The organism is Mycobacterium sp. ELW1 (genome assembly GCF_008329905.1).
Lineage (GTDB): Bacteria > Actinomycetota > Actinomycetes > Mycobacteriales > Mycobacteriaceae > Mycobacterium.
The window spans coordinates 1,158,167-1,175,179 of record NZ_CP032155.1; the positions used below are offsets into that span (position 1 = coordinate 1,158,167).

General features: G+C 67.0%; 22 protein-coding genes and 1 pseudogene. 18 read left to right on the plus strand and 5 right to left on the minus strand.

Annotation, left to right across the window (positions count from 1 at the left end):
* Positions 1-6 precede the first annotated feature (6 nt).
* The 12 genes from D3H54_RS05310 to rplO all read left to right on the plus strand — a co-directional run bounded on the left by D3H54_RS05310 (position 7) and on the right by rplO (position 6,055).
* Positions 7-711 carry a hypothetical protein gene (locus D3H54_RS05310; protein WP_149378174.1) on the plus strand — a complete coding sequence of 235 codons (705 nt, stop codon included), beginning with the start codon at positions 7-9 and terminating at the stop codon, positions 709-711.
* Positions 712-715: 4 nt separating this feature from the next.
* A complete protein-coding gene (locus D3H54_RS05315) occupies positions 716-1,630 on the plus strand; it encodes a formylglycine-generating enzyme family protein (protein ID WP_149378175.1) in 915 nt (304 codons plus the stop codon).
* A gap of 140 nt (positions 1,631-1,770) precedes the next feature.
* A complete protein-coding gene (rplN, locus tag D3H54_RS05320) occupies positions 1,771-2,139 on the plus strand; it encodes a 50S ribosomal protein L14 (RefSeq protein ID WP_003892852.1) in 369 nt (122 codons plus the stop codon).
* A gap of 3 nt (positions 2,140-2,142) precedes the next feature.
* Positions 2,143-2,460 (plus strand): 50S ribosomal protein L24, encoded by a 318-nt coding sequence (gene rplX / locus D3H54_RS05325; RefSeq protein WP_149378176.1) that lies wholly within the window; start codon positions 2,143-2,145, stop codon positions 2,458-2,460.
* A 5-nt stretch (positions 2,461-2,465) separates the two neighbouring features.
* Positions 2,466-3,029: a 50S ribosomal protein L5 gene (rplE, locus tag D3H54_RS05330; RefSeq protein ID WP_149378177.1), complete on the plus strand. Its 564-nt coding sequence runs from the start codon at positions 2,466-2,468 to the stop codon at positions 3,027-3,029.
* 4 nt (positions 3,030-3,033) lie between these two features.
* Positions 3,034-3,219 (plus strand): type Z 30S ribosomal protein S14, encoded by a 186-nt coding sequence (locus tag D3H54_RS05335; protein ID WP_020109913.1) that lies wholly within the window; start codon positions 3,034-3,036, stop codon positions 3,217-3,219.
* Between the two features lie 89 nt (positions 3,220-3,308).
* On the plus strand, positions 3,309-3,707 hold the full coding sequence (gene rpsH, locus D3H54_RS05340) for a 30S ribosomal protein S8 (protein WP_149378178.1): 399 nt from the start codon (positions 3,309-3,311) through the stop codon (positions 3,705-3,707).
* A 21-nt stretch (positions 3,708-3,728) separates the two neighbouring features.
* Entirely contained in the window at positions 3,729-4,268 is a 540-nt protein-coding gene (gene rplF, locus D3H54_RS05345; protein ID WP_149378179.1) for a 50S ribosomal protein L6, read from the plus strand.
* A gap of 3 nt (positions 4,269-4,271) precedes the next feature.
* Entirely contained in the window at positions 4,272-4,679 is a 408-nt protein-coding gene (gene rplR, locus D3H54_RS05350) for a 50S ribosomal protein L18 (protein WP_036343534.1), read from the plus strand.
* A gap of 25 nt (positions 4,680-4,704) precedes the next feature.
* On the plus strand, positions 4,705-5,418 hold the full coding sequence (gene rpsE / locus D3H54_RS05355; RefSeq protein ID WP_172507332.1) for a 30S ribosomal protein S5: 714 nt from the start codon (positions 4,705-4,707) through the stop codon (positions 5,416-5,418).
* A gap of 2 nt (positions 5,419-5,420) precedes the next feature.
* Entirely contained in the window at positions 5,421-5,615 is a 195-nt protein-coding gene (gene rpmD, locus D3H54_RS05360; protein ID WP_083120607.1) for a 50S ribosomal protein L30, read from the plus strand.
* Positions 5,612-6,055 carry a 50S ribosomal protein L15 gene (gene rplO / locus D3H54_RS05365; protein ID WP_149378180.1) on the plus strand — a complete coding sequence of 148 codons (444 nt, stop codon included), beginning with the start codon at positions 5,612-5,614 and terminating at the stop codon, positions 6,053-6,055. The genes rpmD and rplO overlap by 4 nt, the downstream gene beginning before the upstream one ends.
* Positions 6,056-6,106: 51 nt before the next feature.
* Here rplO and D3H54_RS05370 read toward each other — a convergent pair.
* Positions 6,107-7,032: pseudogene (locus D3H54_RS05370) on the minus strand (LLM class flavin-dependent oxidoreductase).
* Positions 7,033-7,091: 59 nt separating this feature from the next.
* Between D3H54_RS05370 and sppA the strand changes: the two are divergent.
* On the plus strand, positions 7,092-8,933 hold the full coding sequence (gene sppA / locus D3H54_RS05375) for a signal peptide peptidase SppA (protein ID WP_149378181.1): 1,842 nt from the start codon (positions 7,092-7,094) through the stop codon (positions 8,931-8,933).
* Here sppA and D3H54_RS05380 read toward each other — a convergent pair.
* Genes D3H54_RS05380 through D3H54_RS05395 form a run of 4 tightly spaced genes read right to left on the minus strand, consistent with a single transcriptional unit; the run spans position 8,914 to position 12,581 of the window.
* Complete coding sequence (locus tag D3H54_RS05380; RefSeq protein WP_149378182.1) at positions 8,914-9,828, minus strand: class I SAM-dependent methyltransferase; 915 nt, start codon at positions 9,826-9,828, stop codon at positions 8,914-8,916. The genes sppA and D3H54_RS05380 overlap by 20 nt on opposite strands.
* The gene (locus D3H54_RS05385; protein WP_149378183.1) at positions 9,828-10,754 is read right to left on the minus strand and encodes a class I SAM-dependent methyltransferase; all 927 of its coding nucleotides are present in this window, start codon (positions 10,752-10,754) and stop codon (positions 9,828-9,830) included. The genes D3H54_RS05380 and D3H54_RS05385 overlap by 1 nt, the downstream gene beginning before the upstream one ends.
* A gap of 4 nt (positions 10,755-10,758) precedes the next feature.
* The gene (locus D3H54_RS05390; protein ID WP_149378184.1) at positions 10,759-11,664 is read right to left on the minus strand and encodes a class I SAM-dependent methyltransferase; all 906 of its coding nucleotides are present in this window, start codon (positions 11,662-11,664) and stop codon (positions 10,759-10,761) included.
* Positions 11,661-12,581, minus strand: a complete 921-nt coding sequence (locus D3H54_RS05395; protein ID WP_149378185.1) for a class I SAM-dependent methyltransferase — start codon at positions 12,579-12,581, stop codon at positions 11,661-11,663. The genes D3H54_RS05390 and D3H54_RS05395 overlap by 4 nt, the downstream gene beginning before the upstream one ends.
* A gap of 322 nt (positions 12,582-12,903) precedes the next feature.
* Between D3H54_RS05395 and secY the strand changes: the two genes are divergently transcribed.
* The 5 genes from secY to D3H54_RS05420 all read left to right on the plus strand — a co-directional run bounded on the left by secY (position 12,904) and on the right by D3H54_RS05420 (position 16,946).
* Positions 12,904-14,229, plus strand: a complete 1,326-nt coding sequence (secY, locus tag D3H54_RS05400) for a preprotein translocase subunit SecY (protein ID WP_149378186.1) — start codon at positions 12,904-12,906, stop codon at positions 14,227-14,229.
* Positions 14,226-14,771 (plus strand): adenylate kinase, encoded by a 546-nt coding sequence (locus D3H54_RS05405; RefSeq protein ID WP_149378187.1) that lies wholly within the window; start codon positions 14,226-14,228, stop codon positions 14,769-14,771. Before secY ends, D3H54_RS05405 begins: the two co-directional genes overlap by 4 nt.
* 6 nt (positions 14,772-14,777) lie before the next feature.
* The gene (map, locus tag D3H54_RS05410; protein ID WP_149378188.1) at positions 14,778-15,575 is read left to right on the plus strand and encodes a type I methionyl aminopeptidase; all 798 of its coding nucleotides are present in this window, start codon (positions 14,778-14,780) and stop codon (positions 15,573-15,575) included.
* A gap of 139 nt (positions 15,576-15,714) precedes the next feature.
* Positions 15,715-16,230 carry a sigma-70 family RNA polymerase sigma factor gene (locus tag D3H54_RS05415; protein ID WP_149378189.1) on the plus strand — a complete coding sequence of 172 codons (516 nt, stop codon included), beginning with the start codon at positions 15,715-15,717 and terminating at the stop codon, positions 16,228-16,230.
* On the plus strand, positions 16,227-16,946 hold the full coding sequence (locus tag D3H54_RS05420; protein ID WP_149378190.1) for an anti-sigma factor family protein: 720 nt from the start codon (positions 16,227-16,229) through the stop codon (positions 16,944-16,946). Before D3H54_RS05415 ends, D3H54_RS05420 begins: the two co-directional genes overlap by 4 nt.
* The last annotated feature ends 67 nt before the right edge of the window (positions 16,947-17,013 follow it).

Here is a 17,013-nt window from a genome sequence, read left to right on the forward strand (position 1 = left end):
GAAGCGGTGACTCGGCTGGTATGTGCCGCTGCGGCGGTGATGGTGCTTGCCGTTCCAGGTGTTGCCGCCTGTGCGCGAAACAGTGGCGGAACCCCGGTCCGGGCCGAGGCCTCGACGTCGGCGACCAGCGTCGCCCCCACATCGGCGTCGCCGACGACCCGGGAGACCGACGAACCCGAGTCGTCACAACCGGGCGTGCTGGAGACCACCAGGGTGCCGGTCCCGCCGAACGCGGTCGTGTGCCGACAGGACCAGCCAGGACAGACGGCGGTGGCCACCGTCGCCGACCCCGCGGCGCCGCAGATCACCATCCGGGTGCCGGCCGGATGGTCGGTGACCCCCGGTGCCGGCGAGGTGGGTGCGTCGCTGTCCGGTCCCGACGACATGGTCGCCAAGGTGACCATCGCGGCCACCCCGCTGGAGCCGGCCGCCGCCTTCACCCGGTACGGCGACGACCTGATGGCCAAGTACCCGATCAGCACGCTGAGCCTGCTGCCGGGCGACTTCTGCGGATTCAGCGGGCAGAAGCTGATCGGCACCTGGGCTCAGGATCCGGACGAGTCGCTCGAGTACCACGACCGCATCGCCCACATCTGGACCAACAGCGGCAACTACCTGGTCGCCGTGCATGTGGAGGCGCCGGCGGGAGCTCCCGGTTTCGACGAGGCCGCCTCGGTGCTGACCGACAAGTTCAGCATCGTCATACCCTGAAACCATGCTCACCGAGCTCGTCGAGGTGCCCGGCGGGGCCTTCCGGATGGGGTCGACGAATTTCTATCCCGAAGAGGCGCCGATCCACACGGTCACCGTCGACGCATTCGCCATCGAACGGCACCCGGTCACCAACGCGCAGTTCGCCGAGTTCGTCGCTGCCACCGGGCATGTCACCGTCGCCGAGAAGCCGCTCGACCCGGCGCTGTATCCCGGTGTGCCGCAAGCGGATCTGCAACCCGGCGCGCTGGTGTTCCGGTCCACGGCGGGCCCGGTGGACCTGCGGGACTGGCGGCAGTGGTGGGACTGGGCGCCCGGTGCGAACTGGCGCGCACCGTTCGGGCCCGGCAGCAGCATCGCCGGCAAGGCCAACCATCCCGTCGTGCAGGTGGCCTATCCCGACGCGGCCGCCTACGCGCGGTGGGCGGGCAGGCGCCTGCCGACGGAGGCGGAATGGGAGTACGCCGCGCGGGCCGGCAGCACCACGGAGTACGCCTGGGGTGCCGAGCCGACGGTCGACGGATCGTTGATGGCCAACACCTGGCAGGGGCGGTTCCCGTACCGCAACGACGGAGCGCTGGGGTGGACGGGAACCTCGCCGGTGGGGACCTTCCCGCCGAACCGACTCGGGCTGGTCGACATGATCGGCAACGTCTGGGAGTGGACGACCACGCGGTTCTCGGCGCACCACCTCATCGCGCAGCAGAATTCCTGCTGCCCGCCGCCCACCGAGCCCGATCCCACCGTCAGCCAGGCCCTCAAAGGCGGCTCACACCTGTGCGCGCCGGAGTACTGCCACCGGTACCGGCCCGCCGCGCGCTCACCCCAGTCGCAGGACACCTCGACCACTCACATCGGCTTCCGCTGTGTGGTGAACTGCGACGATTTGGAGCTTTTTCGCTCGTCACCTAGCATGTAGGGGTTGCCTAGGGCAGACCTCGGCCGGCGTTCGTCGGCCCTGCGTGCTCTTGGGTGACAAAGACCGCGCACGACAGGCTTCATTTTGGATTGCCTTTAGGGATTTTGTCGTGCACACAGTTACCAGATCGAGGAGATCTAGTGATTCAGCAGGAATCGCGGCTCAAGGTCGCCGACAACACGGGCGCCAAGGAGATCTTGTGCATCCGTGTTCTGGGTGGCTCGTCGCGGCGCTACGCCGGCATCGGCGACGTCATCGTGGCGACCGTCAAGGACGCCATCCCCGGTGGCAACGTCAAGCGCGGTGATGTGGTCAAGGCCGTCGTGGTGCGCACCGTCAAGGAACGTCGTCGCGCCGACGGCAGCTACATCAAGTTCGACGAGAACGCCGCCGTCATCATCAAGAACGACAACGACCCCCGCGGCACCCGCATCTTCGGGCCGGTCGGTCGCGAACTGCGCGAGAAGAAGTTCATGAAGATCGTCTCGCTGGCACCGGAGGTTTTGTAAGACATGAAGGTCCACAAGGGCGACACCGTCCTCGTCATCGCCGGTAAGGACAAGGGCGCCAAGGGCAAGGTCCTGCAGGCCTACCCGACCCGTAACCGCGTCCTCGTCGAGGGCGTCAACCGGATCAAGAAGCACACCGCGCAGTCGGCCAACGAGCGTGGCGCATCCTCGGGCGGCATCGTCACCCAGGAAGCCCCGATCCACGTCTCGAACGTGATGGTGGTCGACTCCGACGGCAACCCGACCCGCATCGGCGTCCGCCGCGATGAGGAGACGGGCAAGAACGTCCGCATCGCCAAGAGCAACGGCAAGGACCTCTGAGAGATATGACTACCGCAGAAAAAGTTCAGCCCCGGCTGAAGGCGCGCTACCGCGAAGAAATCAAGGACGCGCTCAACAAAGAGTTCGACTACGCCAACGTCATGCAGATCCCCGGCGTGGTCAAGGTCGTCGTCAACATGGGTGTCGGTGACGCCGCCCGCGACGCGAAGCTGATCAACGGCGCGGTCAACGACCTGGCGCTGATCACCGGCCAGAAGCCGGAGATCCGCAAGGCCCGCAAGTCGATCGCACAGTTCAAGCTGCGCGAAGGCATGCCGATCGGTGCGCGGGTGACCCTGCGCGGCGACCGCATGTGGGAGTTCCTCGACCGGCTGGTCTCGATCGCGCTGCCGCGTATCCGCGACTTCCGCGGCCTGAGCCCCAAGCAGTTCGACGGGCACGGCAACTACACCTTCGGACTCGCTGAGCAGTCGGTGTTCCACGAGATCGACGTCGATTCGATCGACCGTCCGCGCGGCATGGACATCACCGTGGTCACCTCGGCGACCAACGACGACGAAGGTCGGGCGCTGCTGCGCGCGCTGGGCTTCCCCTTCAAGGAGAACTGAGCAGATGGCAAAGAAGGCACTGGTCAATAAGGCCAACAAGAAGCCGAAGTTCGCCGTGCGGGGCTACACCCGCTGCAACAGGTGCGGCCGTCCGCACGCCGTGTTCCGCAAGTTCGGCCTGTGCCGAATCTGCCTGCGCGAGATGGCCCATGCCGGCGAACTGCCCGGTGTGCAGAAGTCCAGCTGGTAACAGACCCCTACAGAACAGGTGCGCAGCAGGCCCCCGAGGGAATCGACCCGAGGTGGGAACCGTTGCGAGGAAGGTAGACAGGCCCAGTCATGACTATGACGGACCCGATCGCAGACTTTTTGACACGTCTGCGTAACGCCAATTCGGCGTATCACGACGAAGTGACCCTGCCGCACTCGAAGATCAAGGCGAACATCGCCGAGATCCTCAAGAGCGAGGGGTATATCAGCGATTTCCGCACCGAGGATGCTCGGGTCGGCAAGTCACTTGTTGTCCAGCTCAAGTACGGCCCCAACCGCGAGCGCAGCCTCGCCGGATTGCGCCGGGTGTCCAAGCCCGGTCTGCGGGTGTACGCGAAATCCACCAATCTGCCGCGGGTTCTCGGTGGGCTGGGCGTGGCGATCATCTCCACGTCCTCCGGCCTGCTGACCGACCGCCAGGCGTCCCGACAGGGCGTGGGCGGCGAAGTCCTCGCTTTCGTCTGGTAGCGGGATAGGAGAAGCAGAACTATGTCGCGTATTGGTAAGCAGCCGGTGGCCATTCCCGCCGGAGTTGATGTGACGATCGATGGTCAGAATCTGTCGGTCAAGGGCCCGAAGGGCACGCTGGAGTTGTCGATCGCCGAGCCGATCACCGTGTCGCGCAGCGACGACGGCGCCATCGTGGTGAGCCGGCCGGACGACGAGCGGCGCAGCCGTTCGCTGCACGGGCTGTCGCGCACGCTGGTGTCCAACCTGGTGACCGGTGTGACCCAGGGTTACACCACGAAGATGGAGATCTTCGGCGTCGGTTATCGCGTCCAGCTCAAGGGCAGCAACCTCGAGTTCGCGCTCGGGTACAGCCATCCCGTGGTCATCGAGGCCCCGGAAGGCATCACCTTCGCGGTGGAGACGCCCACCAAGTTCTCGATCACAGGTATCGACAAGCAGAAGGTCGGCCAGATCTCGGCGAACATCCGTCGGCTGCGCCGCCCGGACCCGTACAAGGGCAAGGGCGTGCGGTACGAGGGTGAGCAGATCCGCCGCAAGGTCGGAAAGACAGGTAAGTAAGCCATGGCTCAAGCACAGAAGGCAGCCAACGATCGGACGCCGGTCGGCACGAGTGTCTCGGCCGCGCGCCGGGTTTCGCGCCTGCGTCGGCACAACCGGCTGCGTAAGAAGGTCGTCGGCACCGCCGAACGGCCGCGTCTCGTGGTCAACCGCTCCTCGCGGCACATCCACGTGCAGCTCGTCAACGATGCCGAAGGTGTCACGGTCGCTGCTGCCTCGTCGATCGAGGCCGACGTCCGCGCCGTCGAGGGTGACAAGAAGGCCCACAGCGTGCGAGTCGGTCAGCTGATCGCCGAGCGCGCCAAGGCTGCAGGCGTCGAGGCCGTGGTGTTCGACCGCGGCGGCAACACCTACGGCGGCCGCATCGCGGCGCTGGCCGACGCGGCTCGCGAGAACGGACTCAAATTCTAATGATGAACAACGGAAGGACCGCATGATGGCGGAGCAGACCGCAGCCGGCAGCGCGCCGGATACCGGCGCCCCCTCAGCCGGCACCCGTACCGACGTACAGCGCGGCGGACGTGACGATCGCGGTGGCCGTGGCCGTCGTGATGATCGTGGCGACCGCGGTGGACGTGGTGGCCGCGACGGCGGCGAGAAGAGCAACTACCTCGAGCGCGTCGTCACGATCAACCGGGTTTCCAAGGTGGTCAAGGGTGGTCGGCGCTTCAGCTTCACCGCCCTGGTCATCGTCGGTGACGGCAACGGTCTGGTCGGTGTCGGCTACGGCAAGGCCAAGGAGGTGCCCGCCGCGATCGCCAAGGGTGTCGAGGAAGCTCGCAAGAACTTCTTCCGCGTCCCGCTGATCGGTGGCACCGTCACCCATCCCGTGCAGGGCGAGGCCGCGGCCGGTGTCGTGATGCTGCGTCCGGCCAGCCCGGGTACCGGTGTCATCGCCGGTGGCGCGTGCCGTGCCGTGCTGGAATGCGCTGGCGTGCACGACGTTCTGGCCAAGTCGCTGGGCAGTGACAACGCGATCAACGTGGTGCATGCCACCGTTGCCGCGCTCAAGCTGCTGCAGCGTCCTGAAGAGGTGGCCGCTCGTCGCGGGCTGCCGATCGAAGACGTTGCGCCGGCAGGCATGCTGCGCGCGCGTCGGGAGAGCGAAGCGCTGGCTGCCGCAGCAGCGCGTGGTGAAGGAAGCGCATAACCATGGCAGAGCTGAAGATCACCCAGGTGCGTGGCATCATCGGTGCCCGCTGGAAGCAGCGTGAAAGCCTGCGGACCCTGGGGCTGAGGAAGATTCGCCAGACGGTGGTTCGCGAGGACAACCCGCAGACGCGTGGCCTGATCAAGGCTGTGCACCACCTCGTTGAAGTAGAAGAAGTGGTTGAGGCCAAATCATGAGCGTCATCAAGCTGCACGACCTGAAGCCGGCTCCCGGCGCCAAGACCGCGAAGACTCGCGTCGGTCGCGGTGAGGGCTCCAAGGGTAAGACGGCCGGTCGTGGCACCAAGGGCACCAAGGCCCGCAAGAACGTGCCGGTGACCTTCGAGGGCGGGCAGATGCCGATCCACATGCGGCTGCCCAAGCTCAAGGGTTTCCGTAACCGGTTCCGCACCGAGTACGCCGTCGTCAACCTGGGCGACCTGAACAAGGCCTTCCCGGAGGGCGGCACCGTCGGTGTCGACGACCTGGTGGCCAAGGGCCTCGTTCGCAAGAACGTGCTCGTCAAGGTCCTCGGCGACGGCAAGCTGACCGCCAAGGTCGACGTCACCGCGCACAAGTTCAGTGGCAGCGCCCGTGAGGCCATCACCGCCGCAGGCGGTTCGGTCACCGAGCTGTAATTCGAGATCGACGAAAAAGCCCCCGCACTTGCGGGGGCTTTTCTCGTTGTGTCAGCTCAGTTGCGGAATGACTTCGGCGGCAAGGCGTTCCATCTGTTCGCGATCCTCGGCCAGGCTCGCGCCGACCGGGTGCAGCAACAACGTCTGTGCGCCGGCATCGATCACCTCGCGCAGACCGCGCACGACATCCGACGGCGTGCCGGATACCGGAACCGCGTCGACGCCGGGCATCACCCGTAGATTCGGCGCAGACCGGCCAGCACCCGCTCGCGGGCCCGGGCCGCGTCGTCGTCGACGATCAGGTACACCCGCTTGCCGATCCGGAAAGTGTTCGGATCCTTGTCCTGCTCGGCCAGTTCGGTGCGCAGGGTCTGCACGGCGGTCGCGAAGTTCGCCGTCGTCGAGGATCCCGCACCCATGAACGCGTCGCCGTGGCGGACCGCGCGGGCGATCGCGCGAGGGGCGTTGGCGCCGAACCAGATCGGCGGGTGCGGCCGTTGCACGGGCTTGGGGGCGATCGGCAGATCGTCGACGTCACGGAACCGGCCGTGAAACGTCACCCGCGGCTCGTCGGACCATGCCGCCTTCATCAACTGCAGGCCTTCGGTGAAACTGCTGATGAACGTGGCCGGGTCGACGCCGAACGCCTCGAACTTTCGCCTGCCGCCGCCGGGCGCCACGCCGAGTTCCAGGCGGCCGTGGCTGAGCCGGTCCACGGCGGTCACCGTCGAGGCCAGCTGCAGCGGGTCGTGCAGGGAGGTGATCAGCACCGCCACGCCCAGTCGCAGGGTGGTGGTGCACGCTGCGGCCCAGGCCAGCAGCTCCATCGGTGCGATCATCGGCGACGGGCCGATGATCTGTTCGATCGTCCAGCCGCCCTCGAAGCCGAGTTGCTCGGCACGGGTCAGATAGCTCCGCAGCCCCTCGCCGTCGAAGCCGTCGACGTCGAACTGCGGTATCGAGATCGAGTACTTCACCAGTCCACCGTACGAGCGCGCGGAAGGGCTCCAGCGGTGGCGTGGGTAATCTCGACTGTATGTTCGCCTTCCTGCCCGCGATTCCGGGCGCCGACGACCTCCGCGATGCGCTGCGGCGCATCGACACCGCCCGGCATCACGGGGTGCCCGACGGCTGCATCCTGGAGCTCGACCTGCAGACGGTACCGCCGGAGTCCAGCGGCTTCGACCCCCTGACCTTCATCACCGGCGGCGGCCGGACAATGCTGCTGCGCGACGCGGTCGCCGCGATCCATCGCGCCGCAGAGGATCCGCGGGTCGCGGGACTGATTGCCCGAGTTCAGCTTTCGGCCGCCCCGGCCGGACCGGTGCAGGAACTGCGGGCTGCCATCGCCGCCTTCACCGAAACCAAGCCGTCGCTGGCGTGGGCCGAAACCTATCCCGGCACCCTGTCGTACTACTTGGCCTCCGCCTTCTCCGAGGTGTGGATGCAGCCGACAGGCACGGTCGGTCTGATCGGTTTCGCCACCAATGCACTGTTTCTGCGCGACGCCCTGGATAAGGCTGGTATCGAGGCGCAGTTCGTGACGCGCGGTCAATACAAGTCGGCGGCCAATCTGTTCACCCAGGACCACTACACCGACGCTCACCGCGAGGCCGATTCCCGGTTGATCGCCAGCCTGCACAGCCAGGTGTGGCAGGCGATCGCCGAGTCCCGGCACATCGACGTCGCGGCGGTCGACGAGCTGGCCAACCGCGCCCCGCTGCTGCGTGATGCCGCAGTCGACGGACACCTGGTCGACCGGATCGGCTTCCGCGACGAGGCGTACAGCCGTATCGCGGAACTCACCGGCGCCCAACATATTCCCGGGTCGCTTCGCTCCTGCCCTCCGGAAGGTGTTTCGCCGGAGTCCGGGGACGCCGACTCAGACGACAACGCCCCGCCGCGGTTGTATCTGTCCCGCTACGCGCAGGCGGGCAAGGGCGGTCCCGCGGTGCCGATGCCGTCGGTCCCGGGCCGAAAGAAGCGCCCGAGGATCGCGGTGGTCACCGTCGCCGGGTCGATCGTCAGTGGTCGCGGCGGCCCCCAGGGCCTGCCGATCGGGCGGTCCAGCGCCGGCGGCGACACCATCGGCGCGGCCCTGCGCGAGGTCGCAGCCGACGACGACGTGGACGCAGTGGTCGTGCGGGTGGACAGTCCCGGCGGCTCGGTGACGGGCTCGGAGACGATCTGGCGGGAAGTGAAGCGCGTGCGCGCCAAGGGCAAGCCGGTGGTGGCGTCGATGGGTGCGGTCGCCGCATCGGGCGGCTACTACGTCGCGATGGCGGCCGATGCCATCGTCGCGAACCCGGGAACCATCACCGGGTCGATCGGCGTGCTGACCGGCAAGCTGGTGGCCCGCGGGCTCAAGGAGCGCCTCGGGGTCGGCTCGGACAGTGTGCGCACCAACGACAATGCCGACGCCTGGTCGGTCAATGCGCCGTTCACCCCCGAACAGCAGGCTCTCGTGGAGGCCGAGGCCGATCTGTTCTACACCGACTTCGTGCAACGGGTGGCCGAGGCCCGGCACATGTCTGTCGAGGCGGTCGAGGCGGTGGCGCAGGGCCGGGTATGGACCGGAGCCGACGCCCTCGAGCACGGATTGGTCGACGAACTCGGCGGACTGCGCGCGGCAGTGCGACGGGCCAAGGTGCTTGCCGGGATCGACGCCGACACCAAGGCCGAACTGGTCAGCTATCCGAGCTCGTCGCTGCGGGACTTTTTGCGCCCCAAGCCTTCATCGCAACCGGCCGCGGCCTCACTGCCGGAAGCCATCGCGGTGCTGATGGGCCAGTCCATCAGGGGAGTGGTCGATCAGAGCGATCGTGCACTGACCGGAACCAGTGCGCTGTGGCTGGGGTTCAGCCCAGAGTGGCGCTGACGTAGACGATTTCGCCGAACGGGTCGTTGTCGTCGCGCTCGGGCCGGGCCGGCAGTCCGAGCTGCCGGAACAGTTCCTCGTCGGCGATTCCGGTGACGTTCCAACCCTTCCCGGTCAGGTACTCCATCACCTGGCTGCGGGGCCCGGCGTAGACCAGCGACCCCATGTCGATGTCGAGGCCCTGTTCGCGGGCCTGGGCCGTCATCTCCGTACCCTTCGACGGGTCGAAATCCATGATGCCGGGCACGAATTCGGTGGCCACGGCGCTGCCGGGCGCACTCAGTTCGGTGATCGTGTCGAATAACCGGTCCTGAGCTTCGGACGGCAGATAGACCAGTAGACCCTCGGCCAGCCACGCGGTGGGCAGGCTCGGGTCGAAACCGGCGGCGCGTAGGGCGGCGGGCCAGTCCTCGCGAAGATCCATCGCCACCGGCCGCCGGTCACACGTGGGGGCGGCACCCTGCTCGGCCAGCGTCTGGGTCTTGAACGCGATGACGTCGGGCTGGTCGATCTCGAACACCACGGTGCCCGACGGCCACGGCAGCCGGTATGCACGGGCATCCAAGCCGGACGCCAGGATCACGGCCTGCCGGATGCCGGTGCCGGTCGCCGAGATGAAGTAGTCGTCGAAGAACTTGGCGCGCACGCCCATTGCGTCGATCATCGACTGCACGCGCTCGGGAGCGAGGTCGCCGAATGCCGAGGTATCCAGTTCGCCGTCGATCATCTTGGTGAAGAAGTCGATGCCGACCGCGCGAACCAGGGGATCGGCGAACGGGTCGTTGACGAGCTGGCGCGGGTCCTGGGTGGCCAGCGCGCGTCCGGCGGCCACGGCTGTGGCGGTGGCGCCGACGCTGGAGGTCAGGTCCCAGCTGTCGTCATCGGTGCGTGTCATCATTGCTCCCTGGATCGGGTGGCGGTCAGGTAACCGGTGCTGTCGCTGAACTGCACCAGAGTTTCGTCATCGGGCATATCAAAGCCGTTGGCCGCGTAGGCCTCCCGGGTGCTCACCGTGCTGATGCGCCAACCGCGCTCGGCGAGGTAGTCGCCTGCCGAGTTGCGCTCGCCGTCGTAGAACAGAGCAGGCAGATCGATGTCGGAGCCGATCTGAGCCGAGTACTTCTTGAATCGGTCGCGCCAGCTGTCCGGCAGTGTCGTTCCCGCGGCCATGAATTCGGTGGCGAAGCGGCTTCCCGGTGCCGACAAGGCGGTGACGTTGTCCAGCAACCGGTCCTGAGCCTCCGGGGGCAGATAGATCAACAAGCCTTCGGCGATCCACGCCGTTGGCTGGGTGACGTCGAAACCGTACTCCCGCAACGCCGTCGGCCAGTCATCGCGCAGATCGATGGCGACGGTGCGGCGATCGGCGGTGGGCGACACCCCCAGGTCGGTCATGACGCGGGTCTTGAACTCGATGACCTGAGGCTGGTCCAGTTCGAACACCACCGAGCCGGCCGGCCAGCTCATGCGGTAGGCGCGGGTGTCCAGGCCAGAGGCCAGGATGACGGCTTGGCTGATGCCGTCGCGGGCAGCGTTGGTGAAGACGTCGTCGAAAAACCGGGTGCGCACCGCGATCTGCTCGGTCATCCGGCGCCGGTTCAGCATCGGGTCGTCCTCGATGTTGGCCTCGCCGGTGGCCACCCGGATCAGGGACTCCACGCCGACGGCTTTGACGAGTGCGTCGGCGTACGGGTCGTGGATGAGCGCATCCGGGCCGCGGGAGGCCAGTGCGCGCGACGCCGCGACCGATGTCGCGGTGGCGCCGACGCTGGATGCCAGGTCCCAGGTGTCGCCGTCGTAGCGGGTGTTGGTCTGACTCATGGTGTTACTTCCGGATTGCGGTGACGGACACGGAGTTCCGCAGGGATTCGGTCAGGGTGGTCTCGGGGAAGGGCCGTCCGTACGCGGCGAACAGGTCGGCACGTGCTTGGGAGCTCACCTGCCAGCCTTGTTGTTCGAGATAGCCGATGACGGGGTTGCGTTCCCCGTCGTAGAACAGGTCGGACATGTTGATGTCCAGCCCTCGTTCGCGCCATTGGTCGCTGATCGCCTTGGAGCGGTCGGCCAAACCGCGGCCGCCGTCGGGGTGGTACTCGGTGGCCAGCCGGCTGCCCGGTGCGGACAGGGCGGTGACGTTGTCGAACAATCGGTCCTGCGCCTCCGGCGGCAGATAGACCAGCAGACCCTCGGCGCTCCACGCGGTCGGCGCGGTGGCATCGAAACCGTTGGCCCGCAGCGCCGCGGGCCAATCCTCGCGCAGGTCGACGCTGACCGTGCGCAGATCCGCGGTGGGAGAGGCGCCGAGCGCGGCCAGCGTCTCGGTCTTGAAGTCGATGACCTGGGGCTGGTCGATCTCGAAGACCACGGTGCCGGCCGGCCACTTCAGCCGATACGACCGGGAGTCCAGGCCGGAGGCCAGGATGACGGCCTGCCGCACTCCGGCGGCGGCTGCGTCGAGGAAGAAGTCGTCGAAGAAGCGGGTCCGCACCGCCATCACATCGGTCATCACCCGGGCGGTGTCGGCGCCGTCCATGGCTGCCATGTCGATGTCACCGTCGACCATCTTGGTGAAGACGTCGATCCCGACGGCGCGGACCAGGGGAGCGGCGAACGGATCGTCGATGAGGGCGTTCTCTTCGCGGCTGGCCACCGCACGGGCGGCGGCCACCATGGTGGCGGTGGTACCGACGCTGGTCGCCAGGTCCCAGGAGTCGGAATCGCTGCGGGTCATCGGGCGCCGCCGTAGACGGCGCTGAGGTAGTAGAGCTTGCCCATCGGCTCGTCCTCGTCGAAGGTCCCGCGGCGGCCCGCGGCCAGCAGGTCGTTGACCGGAGAGCGGTCGACCTGCCAACCGTGGTCGGTCAGGTAGTCGCTGGCTTCGTTGCGCTCACCCAGATACACCAGAGAGCCGAAGTCGAGGTCGAAGCCGTTGTCGCGCCAGTGCTGCGAGATGGTCTCCATCTTTTCGCGCGACTCTTCCTGTTCCTCGGGGTTCGACGGCGGCGCGGTGTCGATGGCCACCCGGCTCCCGGGAGCGGACAGCTCGGTGATGGTGTCCAGCAGACGGTCCTGCGCGTCCGGCGGGAGGTAGCCCAGCAGACCTTCGGCGCTCCACGCGGTGGGCGCCTGCGGGTCGAAGCCGGCCTCCCGTAGCGCGGTGGCCCAGTCGTTGCGCAGATCCATCGCCACCGGCCTGCGGTCACACGTGGGTGCGGCACCCTGCTCGGCCAGCGTCTGGGTCTTGAAGGCGATGACGTCGGGCTGGTCGATCTCGTAGACGACCGTTCCGGCCGGCCAGTCCAGTCGATAGGCGCGTGAGTCGAGGCCCGAGGCGAGGATGACGATCTGACGGACACCGGCGCCGGCGGCGTCCAGGAAGAATTCGTCGAAGAACTTCGTGCGCACCGCCATGTTGTCGGTCATCCGCGTCACGCCCATGGCGCTCTGGTCGTCGGGGGTGGGGAGGCCCCCGGTGGCCATCTTGGTGAAGAAGTCGACACCGACGGCACGCACCAGGGGTTCAGCGAAGGGGTCGTCGATCAGGGGGTCGTGTTCCCGGCTCGCCGCGGCCCGGGCGGCGGCGACCAGAGTCGCGGTGGCTCCCACGCTCGAGGCCAAGTCCCAGGTGTCGTTGTCGGTACGCGTCATCGTTTGACCCTCACTGCTGCCATTTATACTTAGCTGAGTTAACCACTATCGACTGTACGTTGTTCCCGCTGTGTGGTTCCTGAGCGCTTCGCTCCTGCCCGCCGGTGCTGATCCCCGGGTCGCTTCGCTCCTGCCCGCCGGAACGCGATCCACGGATTCCCGCCCTGCCTGGGCCAACTGTTACTCTCGTAGACTGTTTGAGCGAGCGGTGCCGCGGGTGGAAATCCAGGCGGCGATCGGCGCAAGGCAGGATTACCCGAACGCTGGCCAGGCCAGCCCCAATGGCACGCTGTGACTCACGTCCGGCTGCCCAGGAGGAAGAGTGCTCTCGGCTTTCATCTCTTCGCTCAGGACGGCCGACCTGAGGCGAAAGATCCTGTTCACGTTGGGTGTCGTGATCCTGTACCGGGTCGGCGCCTCGCTGCCGTCCCCCGGGGTCAACTACAAGAACGTCCATCAGTGCATCGAGCAGGTGAGCGGTGGTGCCGGAGGGCAGATCTATTCGCTGATCAACCTGTTCTCCGGCGGCGCGCTGCTGCAGCTGACGGTGTTCGCGGTGGGCGTCATGCCCTACATCACCGCCAGCATCATCGTGCAGCTGCTCACGGTGGTCATCCCTCGCTTCGAACAGCTGCGCAAGGAGGGTCAGGCCGGCCAGGCCAAGATGACCCAGTACACGCGCTACCTGGCGATCGCGCTGGCCATCCTGCAGGCCACCAGCATCGTGGCCCTGGCCGCCAATGGCGGACTGTTGCAGGGCTGCACGCTGGAGATCCTGCAGAGCACCAGCATCTTCTCGCTGGTCATCATCGTCCTGGTGATGACCGCGGGCGCCGCGCTGGTGATGTGGATGGGCGAGCTGGTCACCGAGCGGGGCGTCGGCAACGGCATGTCGCTGCTGATCTTCGCCGGTATCGCCGCCCGCATCCCCGCTGAGGGCAAGAGCATCCTGGACAGCCGCGGCGGCCTCATCTTCGCCGCTGTCTGCGGTGCGGCACTGCTGATCATCATCGGCGTCGTGTTCGTCGAGCAGGGCCAGCGCCGCATCCCGGTGCAGTACGCCAAGCGCATGGTGGGCCGGCGCATGTACGGCGGCACGTCGACCTACCTGCCGCTGAAGGTCAACCAGGCCGGCGTCATCCCGGTCATCTTCGCGTCGTCGCTGATCTACATCCCGCACCTGATCACTCAGCTGATCCAGAGCGGGCGCACCACCCCGAGCAACGGCTGGTGGGACAAGTTCGTCGCCAACTATCTGACGAACCCGGCGGATCCCGTCTACATCGCCATCTACTTCGGGCTGATCATCTTCTTCACCTATTTCTATGTCTCGATCACGTTCAACCCTGACGAACGTGCCGACGAGATGAAGAAGTTCGGCGGCTTCATCCCCGGCATCCGACCAGGCAAGCCGACCGCTGACTACCTGCGGTACGTGCTGAACAGAATCACCCTGCCGGGCTCGATCTACCTGGGTGTGATCGCCGTCCTGCCGAACGTCTTCCTGCAGATGGGCAATAGCGGCGGTGTGCAGAACCTGCCGTTCGGCGGTACCGCGGTTCTGATCATGATCGGTGTCGGTTTGGATACGGTCAAACAGATCGAGAGCCAGCTCATGCAGCGCAACTACGAAGGGTTCCTGAAGTGAGAATCGTTCTGTTGGGACCGCCGGGCGCGGGCAAGGGAACCCAGGCTGCTGACCTGGCCAAGAAGTTCGGCATTCCGCACGTCTCCACCGGCGACCTGTTCCGTGACAACATCACCCGCGGCACCGAGTTGGGCGTGGAGGCCAAGAAGTACCTCGACGCCGGCGACCTGGTCCCGGCCACGCTGACCAACGCGCTGGTCGACTCCCGTCTCGACGACGCGGACGTGGCCGACGGCTTCATCCTCGACGGCTTTCCCCGTTCGGTCGAGCAGGCCGAGGCGCTCAAGCAGATGCTGAGCCGTCGCAACCTCAAACTCGATGCAGTGCTCGAGTTCCGGGTGCCGGAGGAGGAGTTGGTCACGCGGCTCATGGGCCGTGGCCGCGCCGACGACAACGAGGACACCATCCGCAACCGGTTCAAGGTGTATCGCGACGAGACCGCGCCGCTGCTCGACTACTACCAGGACGAGCTCAAGACCGTCGACGCCGTCGGCAGCCTCGATGAGGTGTTCGCCCGGGCGCTGCACGCACTCGGTCGCTGAGTTTCGATGGTGTCACTGCCCGGGCTGCGCAATCGCAAAACCGTTCCCGCCCGCACGCCGGGGGAGTTGGATGCGATGGCCGCTGCCGGCGCCGTGGTGGCGGCAGCGTTGCGCGCCGTTCAGGCGGCTGCCGCTCCCGGGGTTTCGACCAAGGACCTCGACGACGTCGCCGAGTCGGTGATCCGGCAGGCCAACGGCACGCCGTCTTTCCTCGGCTATCACGGCTATCCGGCCAGCATCTGCTCGTCTGTCAATGACCGTGTGGTTCATGGCATTCCGATGCCGGACGAGAAGCTCGAAGCCGGTGATCTGGTGTCGATCGACTGCGGCGCGATCATCGACGGCTGGCACGGCGACGCTGCCGTCACGTTCGGGATCGGCACGCTGATCGCGATGGACGAGGCGCTGTCGGCGGCGACGAAGCAGTCGATGGAAGCCGGCATCGCGGCGATGATCCCCGGCAACCGGCTCACCGACGTGTCGCATGCCATCGAGACCGGCACCCGCACCGCCGAGCAGACCTACGGACGCCGATTCGGCATTGTCGCCGGCTACGGCGGGCACGGCATCGGTCGGGCCATGCACATGGACCCGTTCCTGCCCAACGAGGGCGAGCCCGGCCGCGGCCCCACGCTGATCGTCGGATCGGTGCTCGCGATCGAACCGATGCTGACGCTGGGCACCACCAAGACCCGGATCCTGGCCGACGAGTGGACCGTCGTCACCGCCGACGGATCCCGCGCCGCGCACTGGGAACACACCGTCGCCGTCACCGATGACGGCCCGCGCATCCTCACCGCCTAGTTCGCCGAGATCCACACCATGGTCGTTGGTCGGCGACGATCACGACCCTGACGTCGATTTCGAGGCTGGCCGGCAGCGCTTTCGCGCACACTGTGAACCAAACATCCACCGGTTACGTGTATGAGCCGGGAGGTTGACCATGGACGACCCGGAGTCGGCGCTGGTTCGGGTGCTCTACGAGGAGCACGCGGCTGCGCTGTGGCGCTATGCGCTGCGGCTGACCGGCGATCCGGCACGCGCGGAGGACGTGGTCCAGGAGACCCTGCTGCGGGCCTGGCAGCATCCGGAGGTCGCCGGCGACGCCGAGCGTTCCGCGCGGGCGTGGCTGTTCACGGTGGCCCGCAACATGATCATCGACGAACGTCGCAGCGCCCGATTTCGGCGTGAGACCAATTCGCTGGACACCGAGGGGGCGCCGGAACCGGCCGGGCCCGACGAGGTCAACACGGCACTGGACCGGTTGTTGATCGGGGATGCGCTGGCGCAACTGTCGCCCGATCACCGCGCCGTGGTCCGCCGTTCCTACTATCTTGGCTGGACCACAGCACAGATCGCGGCCGACCTTCAGATCGCCGAGGGGACGGTGAAGTCGAGGCTGCACTATGCGGTGCGCGCGCTTCGGCTGACGTTGCAGGAGATGGGGGTGACCCGGTGAAAGATGTGCACGATCCCTACGAGACATGGGACGCCGCCTACGTGCTCGGGTCGCTGTCGAGCACCGAACGCCGCGAGTACGAAGCGCACCTCAGCGGATGCGTGTCCTGCCGTTCGTCCGTCGGCGAGCTCAGCGGTATGCCCGCGCTGCTGGCCATGCTCACCCCCGACGAGGTGACCGCGATCGATACCGGCGGGATGGAACCGCCGCCATTGCGCCCGCAGCTGCTCGACGGCGTGCTGTTCGAGGTGCGCAGGCGCCGCCGGCGCGGACGGTGGATCACCTGGTCGGTGGCCGCCGCGGCCGCCGCCGTGCTGGCCGTTGGTGTGTTCGTCGCGATCAAGCCGGCACCGTTCAGCGCGCACACCCCTGCCCCGCAGGTGTCGGCCGCAACGGTCACCATGACACCGGTGATGCCGTCGTCGTTCGACGCGACGATCCAGGTGACTCCGATGGGGTGGGGCACCCACATCGAGATGACCTGCACGTACCACCAGGAGATCGGCGCCGACGCGACCGAGGACGCGGACAAGTTGGCGATGTATGCCGTCGGCCGCGACGGCAGCCGGGTCCAGCTGGCGACGTGGATGGCGCGCGAAGGGGAATCCGCCTCGCCGACCGCCAGCACCTCGATGCCGATGGAGAAGATCGCCTCAGTACAGGTCGTCAAGGCCGAGACCGGCGACGTGCTGCTGCAGCGCAGCCTGTCGTCCTGACTGATCTCTCGATCAGTCAAAAGCATTCTCTACAAGCACTTTTCGATCGATCAGTGCTTGCCTCGGT